Source organism: Chitinophaga sp. YIM B06452 (genome assembly GCF_039655965.1).
Lineage (GTDB): Bacteria > Bacteroidota > Bacteroidia > Chitinophagales > Chitinophagaceae > Chitinophaga.
In genome coordinates this window covers 1,062,140-1,075,791 of record NZ_JAWLKY010000001.1, presented here as the reverse complement: position 1 = coordinate 1,075,791, position 13,652 = coordinate 1,062,140, and the positions used below count along the sequence as shown (strand labels likewise).

The 13,652-nt window shown below is 52.4% G+C and carries 13 protein-coding genes; 11 read left to right on the top strand and 2 right to left on the bottom strand.

Annotated elements, in window-relative coordinates; all coding sequences use genetic code 11:
* Positions 1–153: 153 nt before the first annotated feature.
* Complete coding sequence (locus tag R3I13_RS04020) at positions 154–1,446, bottom strand: nucleotide sugar dehydrogenase (protein WP_346316636.1); 1,293 nt, start codon at positions 1,444–1,446, stop codon at positions 154–156.
* Positions 1,447–2,034: 588 nt separating this feature from the next.
* Here R3I13_RS04020 and R3I13_RS04015 point away from each other — a divergent pair.
* The 3 genes from R3I13_RS04015 to R3I13_RS04005 all read left to right on the top strand — a co-directional run bounded on the left by R3I13_RS04015 (position 2,035) and on the right by R3I13_RS04005 (position 4,550).
* Complete coding sequence (locus tag R3I13_RS04015) at positions 2,035–2,535, top strand: RNA polymerase sigma factor (RefSeq protein WP_120517189.1); 501 nt, start codon at positions 2,035–2,037, stop codon at positions 2,533–2,535.
* A gap of 275 nt (positions 2,536–2,810) precedes the next feature.
* Positions 2,811–3,341, top strand: a complete 531-nt coding sequence (gene idi, locus R3I13_RS04010; RefSeq protein ID WP_346316635.1) for an isopentenyl-diphosphate Delta-isomerase — start codon at positions 2,811–2,813, stop codon at positions 3,339–3,341.
* A gap of 48 nt (positions 3,342–3,389) precedes the next feature.
* Complete coding sequence (locus R3I13_RS04005; RefSeq protein WP_346316634.1) at positions 3,390–4,550, top strand: lycopene cyclase family protein; 1,161 nt, start codon at positions 3,390–3,392, stop codon at positions 4,548–4,550.
* 12 nt (positions 4,551–4,562) lie between these two features.
* On the opposite strand, the gene R3I13_RS04000 is transcribed toward R3I13_RS04005, so the two are convergent.
* Positions 4,563–5,078: a YdeI/OmpD-associated family protein gene (locus R3I13_RS04000; RefSeq protein ID WP_346316633.1), complete on the bottom strand. Its 516-nt coding sequence runs from the start codon at positions 5,076–5,078 to the stop codon at positions 4,563–4,565.
* A gap of 285 nt (positions 5,079–5,363) precedes the next feature.
* Here R3I13_RS04000 and pseB point away from each other — a divergent pair, with 285 nt between their 5' ends.
* The 8 genes from pseB to pseI are packed head-to-tail and all read left to right on the top strand — an operon-like array spanning position 5,364 to position 13,647.
* Positions 5,364–6,380, top strand: coding sequence for a UDP-N-acetylglucosamine 4,6-dehydratase (inverting) (pseB, locus tag R3I13_RS03995; protein WP_346316632.1), 1,017 nt, complete (start codon positions 5,364–5,366; stop codon positions 6,378–6,380).
* Positions 6,381–6,382: 2 nt separating this feature from the next.
* A complete protein-coding gene (pseC, locus tag R3I13_RS03990) occupies positions 6,383–7,543 on the top strand; it encodes a UDP-4-amino-4,6-dideoxy-N-acetyl-beta-L-altrosamine transaminase (RefSeq protein WP_346316631.1) in 1,161 nt (386 codons plus the stop codon).
* Positions 7,536–8,219: a class I SAM-dependent methyltransferase gene (locus tag R3I13_RS03985; protein ID WP_346316630.1), complete on the top strand. Its 684-nt coding sequence runs from the start codon at positions 7,536–7,538 to the stop codon at positions 8,217–8,219. The genes pseC and R3I13_RS03985 overlap by 8 nt, the downstream gene beginning before the upstream one ends.
* Complete coding sequence (locus R3I13_RS03980; protein WP_346316629.1) at positions 8,203–9,075, top strand: aldo/keto reductase; 873 nt, start codon at positions 8,203–8,205, stop codon at positions 9,073–9,075. The genes R3I13_RS03985 and R3I13_RS03980 overlap by 17 nt, the downstream gene beginning before the upstream one ends.
* A 1-nt stretch (position 9,076) precedes the next feature.
* Positions 9,077–9,835: a glycosyltransferase family protein gene (locus R3I13_RS03975; protein WP_346316628.1), complete on the top strand. Its 759-nt coding sequence runs from the start codon at positions 9,077–9,079 to the stop codon at positions 9,833–9,835.
* On the top strand, positions 9,825–11,144 hold the full coding sequence (locus R3I13_RS03970; protein WP_346316627.1) for a glutamate-1-semialdehyde 2,1-aminomutase: 1,320 nt from the start codon (positions 9,825–9,827) through the stop codon (positions 11,142–11,144). Before R3I13_RS03975 ends, R3I13_RS03970 begins: the two co-directional genes overlap by 11 nt.
* On the top strand, positions 11,144–12,604 hold the full coding sequence (gene pseG, locus R3I13_RS03965) for a UDP-2,4-diacetamido-2,4,6-trideoxy-beta-L-altropyranose hydrolase (RefSeq protein WP_346316626.1): 1,461 nt from the start codon (positions 11,144–11,146) through the stop codon (positions 12,602–12,604). Before R3I13_RS03970 ends, pseG begins: the two co-directional genes overlap by 1 nt.
* Positions 12,601–13,647 (top strand): pseudaminic acid synthase, encoded by a 1,047-nt coding sequence (gene pseI / locus R3I13_RS03960; RefSeq protein WP_346316625.1) that lies wholly within the window; start codon positions 12,601–12,603, stop codon positions 13,645–13,647. The genes pseG and pseI overlap by 4 nt, the downstream gene beginning before the upstream one ends.
* Positions 13,648–13,652 lie beyond the last annotated feature (5 nt).

Below are 13,652 nucleotides of genomic sequence, written 5' to 3'. Positions count from 1 at the left end.
GTAATCCCTGTTCATCCATGTTCTGCTATACATTAAGTACGAATTAATGTGTATAAAGCCGGCGGGCTGAAGAAGGAGATGAGATGAGCCAAATTGTATCCGTAACGGCAGGCGGGGTAAAGGCTTTTAACCGCCGCCTGCCCGATAGAGTGTTTACAGCCTGCTGTCTACCAGGTTTCTGTCCAAAAATGATTTCGTGTCAAATATCACCCCGTTCTTTCCATTCGTGATCCTGGTAAAGTCCAGCTCAAGGAACTCCTTATGGGATACGGCCAGCACGATCGCATCGTAGCCGGAGCCCAGCTTGTCACATAATTTTATCCCGTATTCCTCCTCCACGATCTCGTGAGAGGCATGCGGGTCGTACACGTCCACGGAAACGCCGAACTGCACCAGTTCTTTGTAAATATCTACCACCCTCGAGTTACGTACGTCCGGGCAATTTTCCTTGAACGTGACCCCGAGGATCAGCGCCCGGGCCCCGTCGATCTTATGCCCCTTTTTTATCATGAGTTTCACGACCTTATTGGCCACGAACATACCCATATTATCATTTACCCTGCGCCCGGAGAGGATCACCTGCGGGTGATATCCCAGCGATTCGGCCTTATGGGCCAGGTAATAAGGGTCTACGCCAATGCAATGGCCGCCAACCAATCCCGGCTTATATTTCAGGAAGTTCCATTTGGTGCCCGCCGCTTCGATAACATCGGAAGTGTCGATGCCAATCCGGTCAAATATGAGGGCAAGCTCATTCACAAAGCTGATATTCACGTCGCGCTGCGCATTCTCGATGGCCTTGGAAGCTTCCGCCACTTTGATGCTTGGCGCCTTGTGGGTGCCCGCGGTGATAATGCTGCTGTACAGCGCATCTACCTTATCCGCTATCTCAGGCGTGGAACCGGAGGTAACCTTTTTGATCTTTGTGAGGGTATTCACTTTGTCTCCCGGGTTGATCCTCTCGGGGGAATAACCGCAATAAAAATCTGCGTTAAATTTCAGGCCGGACGTTTTTTCGAGCACGGGAACACAATCTTCTTCCGTACAGCCAGGGTATACAGTGGATTCGTAAATAACGATATCCCCTTTCTTCAGGTGCCTGCCCAGCATTTCAGAGGCTTTTAGCAATGGCTTCAGGTCCGGCGCCTTGAACTGGTCGATAGGGGTGGGCACCGTGACGATGTAAATATTGCAGGCTTGAAGGTCCGGCTCATGAGAAGATATCTTCAGGCCCTTTGTCGTGTCCGTTTTACCTGCAGCCAGCATGGCGGTCAGGCTTTCGATGTCTGCTTCGTTGGTGTGGTCTTCTCCGGCGGAAAGTTCTTTTACACGTGCTGCATTGATATCAAAACCAAGCACAGGATATTTCCTGGAAAATTCAATGGCAAGGGGTAATCCTACGTAGCCTAATCCTATCACGGCAATTTTATGATCGTTGGCTGTCATTTTTTTGTGAGATGTTAGAAGTGATTTAGAAAATATTGTTTTCGGAGTTATGTAATCAGCAACTTCCATTCATATAACTGCCGTTGTGGCGAAGGTATACGGATGAATCACAGCAAATTCGCACAAAAATAAAAAATCTTTACACGATGCAGGCCCCTTTCAGTTTGTTTAGCCATATTCTTCAACTGGCTTCCTGCAGGGGATTTGCAATAAGGCCCGGCAAATTTATTAAAAATAACATATAAATGTTAGCGTTATGAAAATCAATTATATATTAAGGAGCAACTTTTTTTCAAAATTGAAAAACCATAGCGCCGGCTCACACGTATATATTCCAAACGTGGACTATTCGTGTTATATAATCGTAACCACACATTTGTTTAATATTTTATGCATAAATAGTTAAACGTATTTAACCCCGTTAACCATCGGTTATACATGTGAATTATACTCCCTGTGCTTTTGCTAAATGCTGATTATGAAATCATTAATTCAATCGCAATTTAGCCGGTAACGAAAAAAAATCGCGGAAATTGTTTGGAGTAACGTGTTATTTTGTTTAAATTAGTATAACAAAAATTAAACAATATGTCATCCGCTGAATTTAACACCCTATTGCTCAGCAATGCTGACTTTCTAAAGCCCTTCGCCATTACGTTGACCAAGGACGCCGAGTCCGCCAAGGACCTTTACCAGGAAACAATGTTCAGAGCCCTTTCCAACCAGGAAAAGTACCTCGCCGGAACCAATATCCGGGCCTGGCTCTACACCATCATGAGGAACATTTTCATTAACAATTACCGCCGGAAATCAAAGCAGCACCTCTGTTTCGATAATTCCACCAACGATTTCCTCCTGAACACCCAGCAGGTCATCATCGGCAACCAGGCGGAAAGCGGTTTGAGGATCAAGGACATTCAGACTTCCGTTCATAACCTCCCCGTGATCTTCAAAAAACCGTTCATTTTGTACCTGGACGGATTTAAATATTTCGAGATCGCAGATATCCTGGAAGAACCCTTAGGAACCATCAAGAGCCGTATCCATTTCGCCCGCAAAATGTTGAAAGCCCAGGTAGCCCGTTACTGATCTTACTGATTAACCTAAAATTATCCGTACTCACGGAAAACGCTCCATCAAACAAAGATCCCTTAAGTACTTTACCCTTCCCGGCAACGTGTAACCCCCGGTGAGCCAGGTATCGTATGCAAATATTCGCCCGCGCCTCCGCACGCGTAACCCACTGTACTGCGCTGTTTTTGCATGACTGCAGCCGGAAGGCACGCTGCTGCCAGGAATTTTTTTACCCGCGCCCGAAAATCGCCGAAACTGTTTAAATTTATAGCCAGACCAAGCAGCGCAACATGTTACTACCACCCGTTATACTCGTCAATGAACAGGATGAACCTGTAGGCACCATGGAAAAGCTCGAAGCGCACCAGAAAGGCCTGCTCCACCGCGCCTTCTCGGTGTTTGTCGTAAATTCCGCCGGTGAAATGCTGCTCCAGCAGCGCGCGCAGGATAAATATCATTCCGGCGGCCTCTGGACCAACACCTGCTGCAGCCACCCCCTTCCGGGAGAAGACACCCTGGCTGCTTCCCATCGCCGCCTGGTAGAAGAAATGGGCTTCGATTGCCCGCTGGAAGAGGTCTTCAGCTTTACCTACCATACCCGTTTCGATAACGGGCTCACGGAATATGAGTTCGATCACGTACTGGTAGGTACATACGACGGCGCCGTTGCGCCCGACCAGGCTGAAGTGCAGGCCCACCGCTACCTCCCGCTTGACCACATCCGCGCGCTGCTGCGCGAAGAGCCGGAAACCTTTACACACTGGTTTCACCTGGCTTTTCCAAAAATCGCTGAATACCTCGGGAAGCAACATACAAAATGACCGACAGGCCGGCTAAACGGAAAATGATGTTAAATCTGCCTTGCATCTTTGAAGCATTACCACTATATCATCGCAGGGGCGGGCTGCGCAGGCCTGAGCCTGGCCGTGCACATGGCGGATTGCGCGCGCCTGCACGGTAAAAAGGTGCTGGTGATAGACAAAGATGCAAAAGCAGAAGAGCACCGCACCTGGTGCTTCTGGGAAACCGCACCGGGACTCTTCGAAAAAAACGTTCACCGCCGCTGGGAAAAAGTATGGTTCCACGGCGTGAACGGCGCCTCTTCCCTGCTGGACATACGGCCTTACACCTACAAAATGATCCGGGCAGCGGACTTTTACCGCCACGCCAGGAGCGTGATCCGCCGCCGCTCCAATTTCACCTTCAGGCAGCTGAATATTGAAAACATATGGTCTGATAAAGACCGTGCTTTTGTTCAGACCGGCAACGAAACCATTGCGGCGGATTATATTTTCAGCAGCATTTCCATTTCACCTCCCGAAAAACAAAAAGGCAGGCACTACCTGGTGCAGCATTTCCGCAGCTGGAAAGTGCAGGCCGATGAAGATGTTTTCGACCCAGATGCCGCCACCCTGATGGATTTCAGGGCCATGCAGCACCAGGGCGCCGCATTTATCTACACCCTCCCGCTGTCTGCCCGCGAAGCAATAGTGGAATACACAATGTGCTCCGAAAGCCCCGGGCCGCAGGAAACGTATGAAAAAGGACTGAAGGAGCACATGACGAAACATTTCCCCGGCACGGCGTTCAATATAATGGAAGAAACCGGCGGTATCATACCCATGACCAATCACCGCTTTCCTTCGCATGAAGGGCGCATCGTTTTTATCGGTGCCGCCGGCGGGCAAACGAAGCCGACCACCGGCTACACTTTCCGGTTCATCCAGCAACATTCCCGGCGGCTCACCGATCAGCTGGCGGGCAGCGGCCACCCTTACCTTGGCAGGCGCGCCGGCTGGAGGCGTTTCCATTTTTATGACGGCATACTGCTGCGCATGCTCAGTGAACGAAGCCCGCAGGGCGCGGCGCTGTTCTCAGGAATGTTCACCCGCAACCCCGCACCCAGGATATTCCGGTTCTTCGACAACGTAAGCAGCATAAGGGAGGAAATATTGCTCACCCTGAGCCTCCGGCGGCTGGGGTTCATCCGCGCAGCCTGGAAAGAGCTCTGGCAGCGGATCAGGGGCTAATATGCCTGGCGGTCAGAATTTGTTTTTATCAGCTTTCATGGCGCGGATCATTTCGCCGTAGTTCATGCTTTTCAACATGGCGTTGAGGGTGGCGGCAATGCGTTTGGCGCGGGTCTCTTCTGTTTTGGCGCTGTCTATCCAGTTGGAAAAATACCGCTGGTGGCCTGGTGCCAGCGATTTGAAAAAGCTCATTGCGCGGGGCTCGTCTTCCAGGCAGGCCACGAAGTCCTCATTCATTTTCCATTCAGCGGTGTCCATTTCCAGCTGCACTTTAACGGATGCGCCCTGCCGCTTGCCGATACCTTTGCGCATCGTGGCATTCACTGCAATGATAAAATGGCCTTCACCCATCGGGACCAGCGCCACCTGTTGAATGGCATACCCGTCCAGCTTACCTTTCACCCGGTAAGATTTTTTTACGCCCGGGTTCAGCTTTTCAGCGAGCTCCGGGGGGATCTCAAAGTAGGTCCAGCCGGTCTTTTCACCCTGATCAGCAAATTTCTTAAGGATGGCAGTGAATTGGATCATAGGCTGCAATTTAAAATATTTTGGATCAACACCGGAGGAAGGCCCGGGAGCCAACGGCAATTGTCATTTTCAGCGGCGTAACATGACAATCAGCCGCCGTTTCGTTTGTGTTCCGGGAGGCATCGCGCCGGGTTTCTGCTTCCTTCATTGGCACAGGCGATAATATTAGGTTTTCTTTGCCAGTGATAAACATTAGTTTTGTGAATCATCCTGCCGGGAAGGGCCAGCCTTTCCTGCGCCGGAGAACAGAATACGAGGTTAAAACAAAAAGTACAAAGGCATTCTATGTTAGACTTAAATGGAAAAAGCGTCCTCATCACGGGAGGAACGGGGTCGTTTGGCAAAGCATTCACCCAAGAGGTATTTGAAAGGTGGCCAAAGGTAAAAAGGCTGGTCATCTTCTCCCGCGACGAGCAGAAGCAGTTTCAGATGGCGCAGGATTATCCCGAAGCTCAATATCCCCAGATCAGGTTCTTTATCGGTGATGTGCGGGATTATGAGCGGGTAGTGAAGGCGCTGAAGGGGATCGATTATGTCGTGCATGCCGCTGCTATGAAACACGTGCCCATTGCCGAGTACAACCCCATGGAATGTATCAAGACCAATATCATCGGCGCGGAAAATATCATTAACGCCTGCATGGAAACCGGCGTGGAAAGGGTCGTAGCCCTTTCAACAGACAAGGCGGCCGCGCCCATCAACCTCTACGGCGCTACCAAGCTGGCCTCAGACAAGCTGTTCGTGGCGGCCAACAACATCAAGGGCGCCAATCCTATCCGTTTTTCCGTTGTGCGTTATGGGAATGTGATGGGGTCTAACGGTTCCGTGATCCCTTTCTTCATGAAAAAACGCAAAGAAGGCGTGCTGCCCATCACCGATCCGACCATGACGCGTTTCAACATCACCCTCAAAGAAGGGGTGGACATGGTGCTGCATGCGCTGGAGCAGGCCTGGGGCGGGGAGATCTTCGTGCCTAAGATACCCTCTTACAGGATCACCGACGTGGCAACAGCCATCGGCCCTGAATGCGAACAAAAGATCGTGGGCATCCGCCCCGGTGAAAAGATCCATGAGGAAATGATCACCAGCTCCGACTCTTTCTCCACCTACGACCTGGGTAAATACTATGTAATTTTACCATTGAGCACGGATTTCAAGCTGAAGGAATTTGTCGAGAAATTCAAAGCCGCACCTGTTCCGCAGGGCTTCCGCTACAATTCGGGGGAAAATACGGAATGGGTGAACGTGGAAGAGATCCGGAGCCTGATCAAAGAGCATGTGGATACCAGTTTTACTATTTAACCATGAACGATATTATGCGCATCATACCATACGGTAAACAGGAAATTGATTCAAAAGACATTGCCGCAGTTGTGGATGCGCTCCAGTCGGACTTCCTGACGCAGGGCCCCCGCATCGCGGAATTCGAAAAAGCATTTGCGCAATACGTCGGCGCCCGTTATGCCGTAGCTGTTTCTAATGGCACGGCGGCGCTTCATCTTTCGGCGCTGGCGCTGAACGTGGATGAACATTCGAACGTGATCACCACTCCCATCACTTTTGCCGCTTCCGCTAACTGCATCCGCTATTGCGGCGGCAAAGTGACGTTTGCAGACATCGACCCGGCAACCGCTACGCTGGACCCCGCCAAAGTGCGGGCGCTGCTGGAAGCCGCACCCAAAGGCACTTACACCGGTATCATTCCTGTAGATTACGCGGGGCTGCCGGTGAACCTTGAAGCATTCAGGCAACTGGCGGACGAGTTTGGCCTGTGGATCATTGAAGACGCCTGTCATGCTCCCGGCGGGTATTTTATTGACAGCAAAGGTGAAAAGCAGCTGTGCGGCAACGGGAAGTTTGCGGAGCTGGCCATTTTTTCCTTCCACCCCGTAAAGCATATCGCCTGCGGCGAAGGCGGCATGATCACCACCAACGATGCGGCCCTGTACGAGCGCCTGCTGCTGCTGCGTACGCACGGCATCACCAAAGACGCGCAGAAGATGCATGAGAACCACGGCGGCTGGTATTATGAAATGCAGGAGCTGGGGTTCAATTACCGGCTGACGGATTTCCAGGCGGCCCTCGGGATTACCCAGCTTGAGAAGGCAGACAAAGGCCTGGCGCGCCGCCGCGAAATAGCGCGTTATTATTCAGAAAAATTCGCCGGCACAAAAGTGGATACCAGCGTGGCAGACCATGGCGAAGGCCATGCCTACCACCTGTACGTGATCAAAACAAAGAACCGGAAACAGCTGTACGACAAGCTCCGCGAACAGCATATCTATGCGCAGGTGCATTACATCCCTGTGCATACCCTGCCTTACTACCGGGGCCTGGGCTACGCCAAAGGACAGTATCCGCTGGCCGAAGCATTCTATGAAGAATGCCTCAGCCTGCCCATGTATCCCGGGCTTTCGCAGGAAGAACAGGATTTTGTCATTAAAACCGTGTTACAACATGCCTGAACAGACGGAACATTTCCAGAAGAAAGCATTCCAGGAATACGAAGCGGATCAATGGTTCCAGCGCAATAAATCCTTCCTGGACAACTACCGCGCCGACGACGATATCGTGATCAGCACGATCAGGAATTACCGCATCAGGCCGCAGAATATCCTGGAGATCGGCTCTTCAGCCGGCTACCGGCTGGACGGTATTAAGAAACTGTACCCTGAAACGAATGTGTTCGGCATCGACCCATCGCAGCAGGCAGTGGATTACGGCAGCCGCACTTACCCGCACGTTCATTTGTCTGCCGGCACGGCAGACCAGATGGGCATGTATGCAGACGGGCAGTTCGACCTGGTGGTGGTAGGCTTCGTGTTCTACGTGATAGACCGCCCGCTGCTGCTGAAAGTGATCGCGGAGATAGACAGGGTGCTGGCGGATAAAGGCCTGCTGATCATCGTGGATTTTTTCTCAGAGAAGACCATCAAGAACAATTACCAGCATATCACCCAATTCCAGGCATACAGTTATAAACAGAACTATGACAGGATATTTACTGAAACCGAGTTGTACCAGCTGGTGTTCAAAGGCTCGTTCGACCACAGCACCAGGGAGCTGGACTCCAGCGACGACTATTACAACAAATGTAGTGTGAGCCTGTTGAAGAAAGATATTTATGCAGCCTACAAATAAGATCATACTGGGCACCGTGCAGTTCGGCATACCTTATGGCATCAACAACAGCCAGGGTATGCCTGGCATGCAGCAGGTGTTTGCCATGCTGGATTTTGCCGCAGACAACGGCATTTCCATGCTGGACACTGCGGGGGCATATGGCGAGGCGGAAGCCGTGATTGCCGCGTATCACCGGCAGACAGACAAACGTTTCAGCATCATTTCCAAGTTCAGCGGCAGCCTGCATGACGGCCTCGAAACATTCACCCGGCAGAAAACAGCCTTGCTGGGCGTGGAGCGGCTTTATTCCTACATGTTTCACAGCTATAAGGATTATGAAAGCAATGCTGCGCTGGTAAAGGAACTGAAAGATCTGAAAGAAAAAGGGCTCATCGAAAAGACAGGCATTTCGATCTACACCAATGAAGAGCTGGCCGCAGTGACCGGCGATGAAGACATAGAACTGGTCCAGCTGCCGTTCAACCTGCTGGACAACAACTCCCAGCGCGGTGCTTTGCTGGCGAAGGCAAAAGATGCGGGGAAAGAGATACATGTGCGTTCCGTTTTCCTGCAGGGGCTTTTCTTTAAAGATGTTGCGTCGTTTCCCGGGAAGCTTGCTCCCCTGGCGCCTTACGTCGAAAAGCTGCAGCGCCTGGCCGCAGTGCATGAAGCGCCGCTCAACCAGCTGGCGCTGAATTATGCGCTGGCTCAGCCTTATATCGATAAAGTATTGATAGGCGTGGATTCTCTTGAGCAGCTGCGGGAGAACCTGCATGCCATCTGGCCGGCCACGCCGGCTTACCGGCATTTATTCGGGCAGGTAAACGACATACACGTAGAAGAAATAACATTATTGAACCCGGCAAACTGGTGATATGCAGGTAGTGGCGGTAACACAGGCAAGAATTGGTTCTTCCCGGCTGCCGGGCAAGATACTCCGTGAAGTGAACGGTCAGAGCCTGCTGGAAATACACCTGCAACGGATCGCCGCGGCAACTTCCATCAGCAGGCTGATAGTGGCCACTACGCTGGAACCCGGGATAGAACCGGCGCTCCGCGTCATGGAAAAGCTGGGCGTGGCATATTTCCAGGGCAGCACCAGCGATGTGCTGGACCGGTTTTACCAGGCAGTGAAAAACGACCGCCCGGATTACGTGATCCGCCTCACGGCAGACTGCCCGCTGATAGATCCGCGGCTGATCGACAAAGTATTGCAGTACACGCTGGCGCATGAGCTGGACTATTGCAGCAATACGCTGGAAGAAAATTACCCTGACGGGCAGGATATAGAAGTGTTCCGTTTCTCAGCGCTGGAAACAGCCTGGAAAGAAGCCACACTTCCGTCTGACAGGGAACATGTGACGCCCTTTATCCGCAAACATTCCGGTTTCATGGGCGGCAAGCTCTTTAAAGCGGCCAACTTCAACGAAGGCGTGCAGCTCGGCGGCCTGCGCATGACGGTAGACGAGCAGCGCGACCTGGACGTGATCACGCAGCTGATCGCGAAATTGGGTACAGGCGCTACCATGGAAGCTTACGCGGAACTGCTGCAAACCAGCCCCGATATACAGGCATTGAACAGCGGCATCAAAAGAAATGAAGGCTATCAAAAATCTTTAAATAATGATCAATAATTTCAAGAAGTCTGATGAGTTCAGGGCCAGGATACACGACCTGATCCCGGGCGGGGCGCACACTTATTCGAAGGGAGACGACCAGTTTCCCGTGCTGTCTCCCGCGGCCATCAGTCATGGTAAAGGCTCGCAGGTGTGGGACATAGACGGCAATCAATACCTGGATTGCTCCATGGGCCTCACTTCCGTGATCCTTGGCCATGCTTACCAGCCCGTAGTAGACAGGGTGAAGCTGGAGCTGGAGAAAGGCGTCAATTTCCAGCGCCCCGCTTACATTGAAATGGAAATGGCTGAGCGTTTTCTTAAAAATATTCCCGGGCACGACATGATCAAGTTCGCGAAGAACGGCTCTACCGTTACTTCCGCGGCTACCAAGCTGGCACGCGCCTACACCGGCAGGAAACTGATCGCATTCCCGGGAGACCATCCGTTCTATTCCTACGACGACTGGTTCATCGGGAAAACAGTTTGCAATAAGGGCATCCCGGAAGAAATATCCGCATTGTCCGTAACCTATAAGTCAGACGACCTGGATTCCCTCCGCGAATTATTCGAACGATATCCCGGGCAGATCGCCTGCGTGATTTCCGAACCGGAAAAGAATTTCGGCCTGCCGGAAGGTTATCTCGCCAAAGCCATTGAGCTGGCACACCGGCACGGCGCGCTGTACATCATCGATGAAATGATCACGGGTTACAAGACCGCATTCCCCGGTTCGCTTACCAAATACAACGTGAAGCCGGATATGGCTACCTGGGGCAAAGGCATTGCCAACGGTTTTTCCTTTTGCGCGCTCACCGGCACCAAGGAGATCATGGAGCTGGGCGGCATCCGTGAAACGGGGAAAGAAAAAGTATTCCTTGTATCCACCACGCACGGCGGCGAAACGCATAACATCGGCGCGGCCATCGCCACCATCGACGTGTTTGAACAGCACGATGTGATAGGTCACAACCACGCCATTGGTGACGAACTGATAGCACAATGCAATAGCGCATTGCAGCGCGCGGGGCTGGAAGACCACATTACCGTTGCCCCCTGCAACTGGATGCCGGTATTCATTTTCAGGAACAAGGCCAAAGAAATATGCAGCGGCATGCGCACGCTGGCCATGCAGGAAATGATCCGGGAAGGCGTGTTGTTCCAGGGCGTGTTCGTACCTTGTTTTTCGCATACCAAAGAAGATGTGGCGCATTTCGCCGCCGCGTTTGAGCATACCTTGAGCGTGTATTCGAAAGCGTTGGAAGACGGCTACCAGCGGCACCTGCAGGGCGAACCAGCCAAACCCGTCTTCAGAAAATATTTATAATGCCGGGAAGAACGAAGATATTATTCCGTTGTGATGGCGGCCCGCAGATAGGTTTAGGGCATGTGATCAGGAGCTGTGCCCTGGCGATGATGCTCAGGGAGGAATTTGAATGCCGTTTTTTCATCCGGAACCCTTCGCCCGCGCTGGGCCGCTATGTGGAAGAAGCGGGGTTTGCACTTACACCGCTTCCCGGCACCGGCATTGAAAACGAAGCCGCGGCATGGGCGGAACAGCTGGAAGGAAATGAGATATTGGTGCTGGACGGTTATGCGTTCAACACGTATTACCAGCAACAGCTGAAAGCCAGGGGCAATAAGATCGTTTGCATCGATGATATCCATGCATACCATTTCGTGGCCGATGCGGTGATCAATCATGCCGGCGGCCTCAGCGTGCAGGATTATTCGCTGGCGCCACTTACCCGCGCTTACCTTGGTACGGCCTACGCGTTGCTGAGGCCCGCCTTCCTGCAACAGGACGTAAATGGGGCGCGTGAAGAAGCGATCATGGTATCTATGGGCGGCGCAGACCCGAAGAACGACACAATGGCCGTGCTGGAACTGCTCAGGCAGAAAGGCATCCGCAAAAAATGTTACGTGGTTACCGGCAGCGCCTACCTTCACCGTGAAGCGCTGGAAACATATGTCCGCCAGCACGAACCGGATATTGAACTGCTGCAGAACCTGGACGAACAGGCCATGGCCGCGCTGATGCGCAGATGCAGGTGGGCCATTTGCCCGCCCAGTACCGTATCTTACGAATACTTATCTATTCACGGGGAACTGTACCTGCAGATGATCGCGGACAACCAGCAGGATATTTATAACTTTTTCACCCGGGAAAACCTTGCTTTCCCGCTCCGTGATATTTTCGTGGACGATGCTGAAAAGCTGGCTGCATCGGCCGCGCAGCAGGTTCGTTTTTTTGACGGGCAATCGCCGCAGCGCCTGCTGAAGATCTTCCGCCAGCTGGACCTTGAGCGGAGCCTCAGCATCCGCCGGGTGACGGCGGCAGACAGCGAGAAGATATTCGAATGGGCCAACGAACCGGCCGTGAGGCAGCATTCGCTGAACCAGGCGGAGATAAAAGCGGAAGAGCACGAAGCGTGGTTCAGCCGGAAAATTATTGCTCCCGATGCGCACATGTATATCCTGGAACTGGAAGGAAAACCGGTAGGCCAGATCCGGTTCGACATTGATATCATGCGCTCGCAGGCCGCGATAGGATACTCTGTGGATGCGGATTTCCGGGGCAGGGGATTAGGCACGGCAGTGACGAGGCTCGGTATCTCCGCATTTCGCGCAGCCCGCCCGGACATTACAGAAATAAAAGCAGTGGTGAAAACCACGAATGCTCCTTCCCGGCAGGTGTTTGAACAGCTCAACTTTCTAAAACACGAAGAAACCATCCAGGGCCAACCCTGCCATGTGTATCTTTTAAAATTCAATACGCAACCATGAAACCGATGGAATTCAAGATAGGCAATCATACCGTAGGCCCGCTGCACCGCCCCTTTCTCATTGCGGAAATGAGCGGCAATCACAACCAGTCGCTGGACAGGGCGCTGGCTATTGTTGACGCCGCCGCCGATGCGGGCGCGCACGCCATCAAGCTGCAAACCTACACTGCGGATACGATGACCATCAAAGGGGCTTATACCATCAAAGACGAAAACTCCCTCTGGAACAACCAGGAGCTGTACGACCTCTATAAAATGGCCTACACGCCCTGGGAATGGCACCAGGCCATTTTCGACCATGCGAAAAAGCGCGGCATCCTGGCATTCAGCTCTCCCTTCGACGAAACGGCGGTAGACTTCCTGGAATCTCTGGGCGTGCCTTGCTATAAGATCGCGTCTTTTGAAAATACATTCTGGCCGCTGCTGAAAAAAGTGGCCGCCACCGGTAAGCCCGTGATCATGTCTACCGGCGTAAGCTCGCTGGCGGACATCAGCGAATCGGTGAACATCCTGCGAGAAAATGGCTGCAAAGACCTCGTGCTGCTGAAATGCACAAGCACTTATCCCGCTACGCCCGAGAATACGAACATCCTCACCATCCCGCATATGGAGCAGCTGTTCGGCTGCCAGGTAGGCTTGTCTGACCATACCATGGGAACCGGCGTAGCCGTAGCCGCCACCGCGCTGGGCGCCACCGTGATAGAAAAACATTTCACCCTGCGGCGGGCGGATGGTGGTGTAGACAGCGCGTTTTCCATGGAACCTGAAGAATTCCGCAGGCTGGCGGATGATACGAACAGCGCCTTCCTGTCGCTGGGGCATATCCAGTACGGCGTACAGGAAGCAGAGAAGAAGAGCCTGCTTTTCAAACGTTCTATTTACGTAGTAAAAGATATCCAGCCCGGCGAAATATTCACCGCAGAGAACATCCGCGTGATACGCCCCGGCGACGGCCTTCACCCGCGGTATTACGAAAAACTGCTTGGCCAGACGGCCAGGATGGCCTACAAAAAAGGTACGCCGCTTACGATCACGGGAATTTAAAACAA

Excerpts from the sequence above, each read along its gene's own strand:
- pseC (WP_346316631.1), top strand. The coding sequence starts at position 6,383 with ATGAACGATATTATGCGCATCATACCATACGGTAAACAGGAAATTGAT.
- pseI (WP_346316625.1), top strand. The coding sequence starts at position 12,601 with ATGAAACCGATGGAATTCAAGATAGGCAATCATACCGTAGGCCCGCTG.
- R3I13_RS03980 (WP_346316629.1), top strand. The coding sequence starts at position 8,203 with ATGCAGCCTACAAATAAGATCATACTGGGCACCGTGCAGTTCGGCATA.
- R3I13_RS04020 (WP_346316636.1), bottom strand. The coding sequence starts at position 1,446 with ATGACAGCCAACGATCATAAAATTGCCGTGATAGGATTAGGCTACGTA.
- R3I13_RS04000 (WP_346316633.1), bottom strand. The coding sequence starts at position 5,078 with ATGATCCAATTCACTGCCATCCTTAAGAAATTTGCTGATCAGGGTGAA.
- R3I13_RS04015 (WP_120517189.1), top strand. The coding sequence starts at position 2,035 with ATGTCATCCGCTGAATTTAACACCCTATTGCTCAGCAATGCTGACTTT.
- R3I13_RS03975 (WP_346316628.1), top strand. The coding sequence starts at position 9,077 with ATGCAGGTAGTGGCGGTAACACAGGCAAGAATTGGTTCTTCCCGGCTG.
- pseB (WP_346316632.1), top strand. The coding sequence starts at position 5,364 with ATGTTAGACTTAAATGGAAAAAGCGTCCTCATCACGGGAGGAACGGGG.
- pseG (WP_346316626.1), top strand. The coding sequence starts at position 11,144 with ATGCCGGGAAGAACGAAGATATTATTCCGTTGTGATGGCGGCCCGCAG.
- idi (WP_346316635.1), top strand. The coding sequence starts at position 2,811 with ATGTTACTACCACCCGTTATACTCGTCAATGAACAGGATGAACCTGTA.
- R3I13_RS03985 (WP_346316630.1), top strand. The coding sequence starts at position 7,536 with ATGCCTGAACAGACGGAACATTTCCAGAAGAAAGCATTCCAGGAATAC.
- R3I13_RS03970 (WP_346316627.1), top strand. The coding sequence starts at position 9,825 with ATGATCAATAATTTCAAGAAGTCTGATGAGTTCAGGGCCAGGATACAC.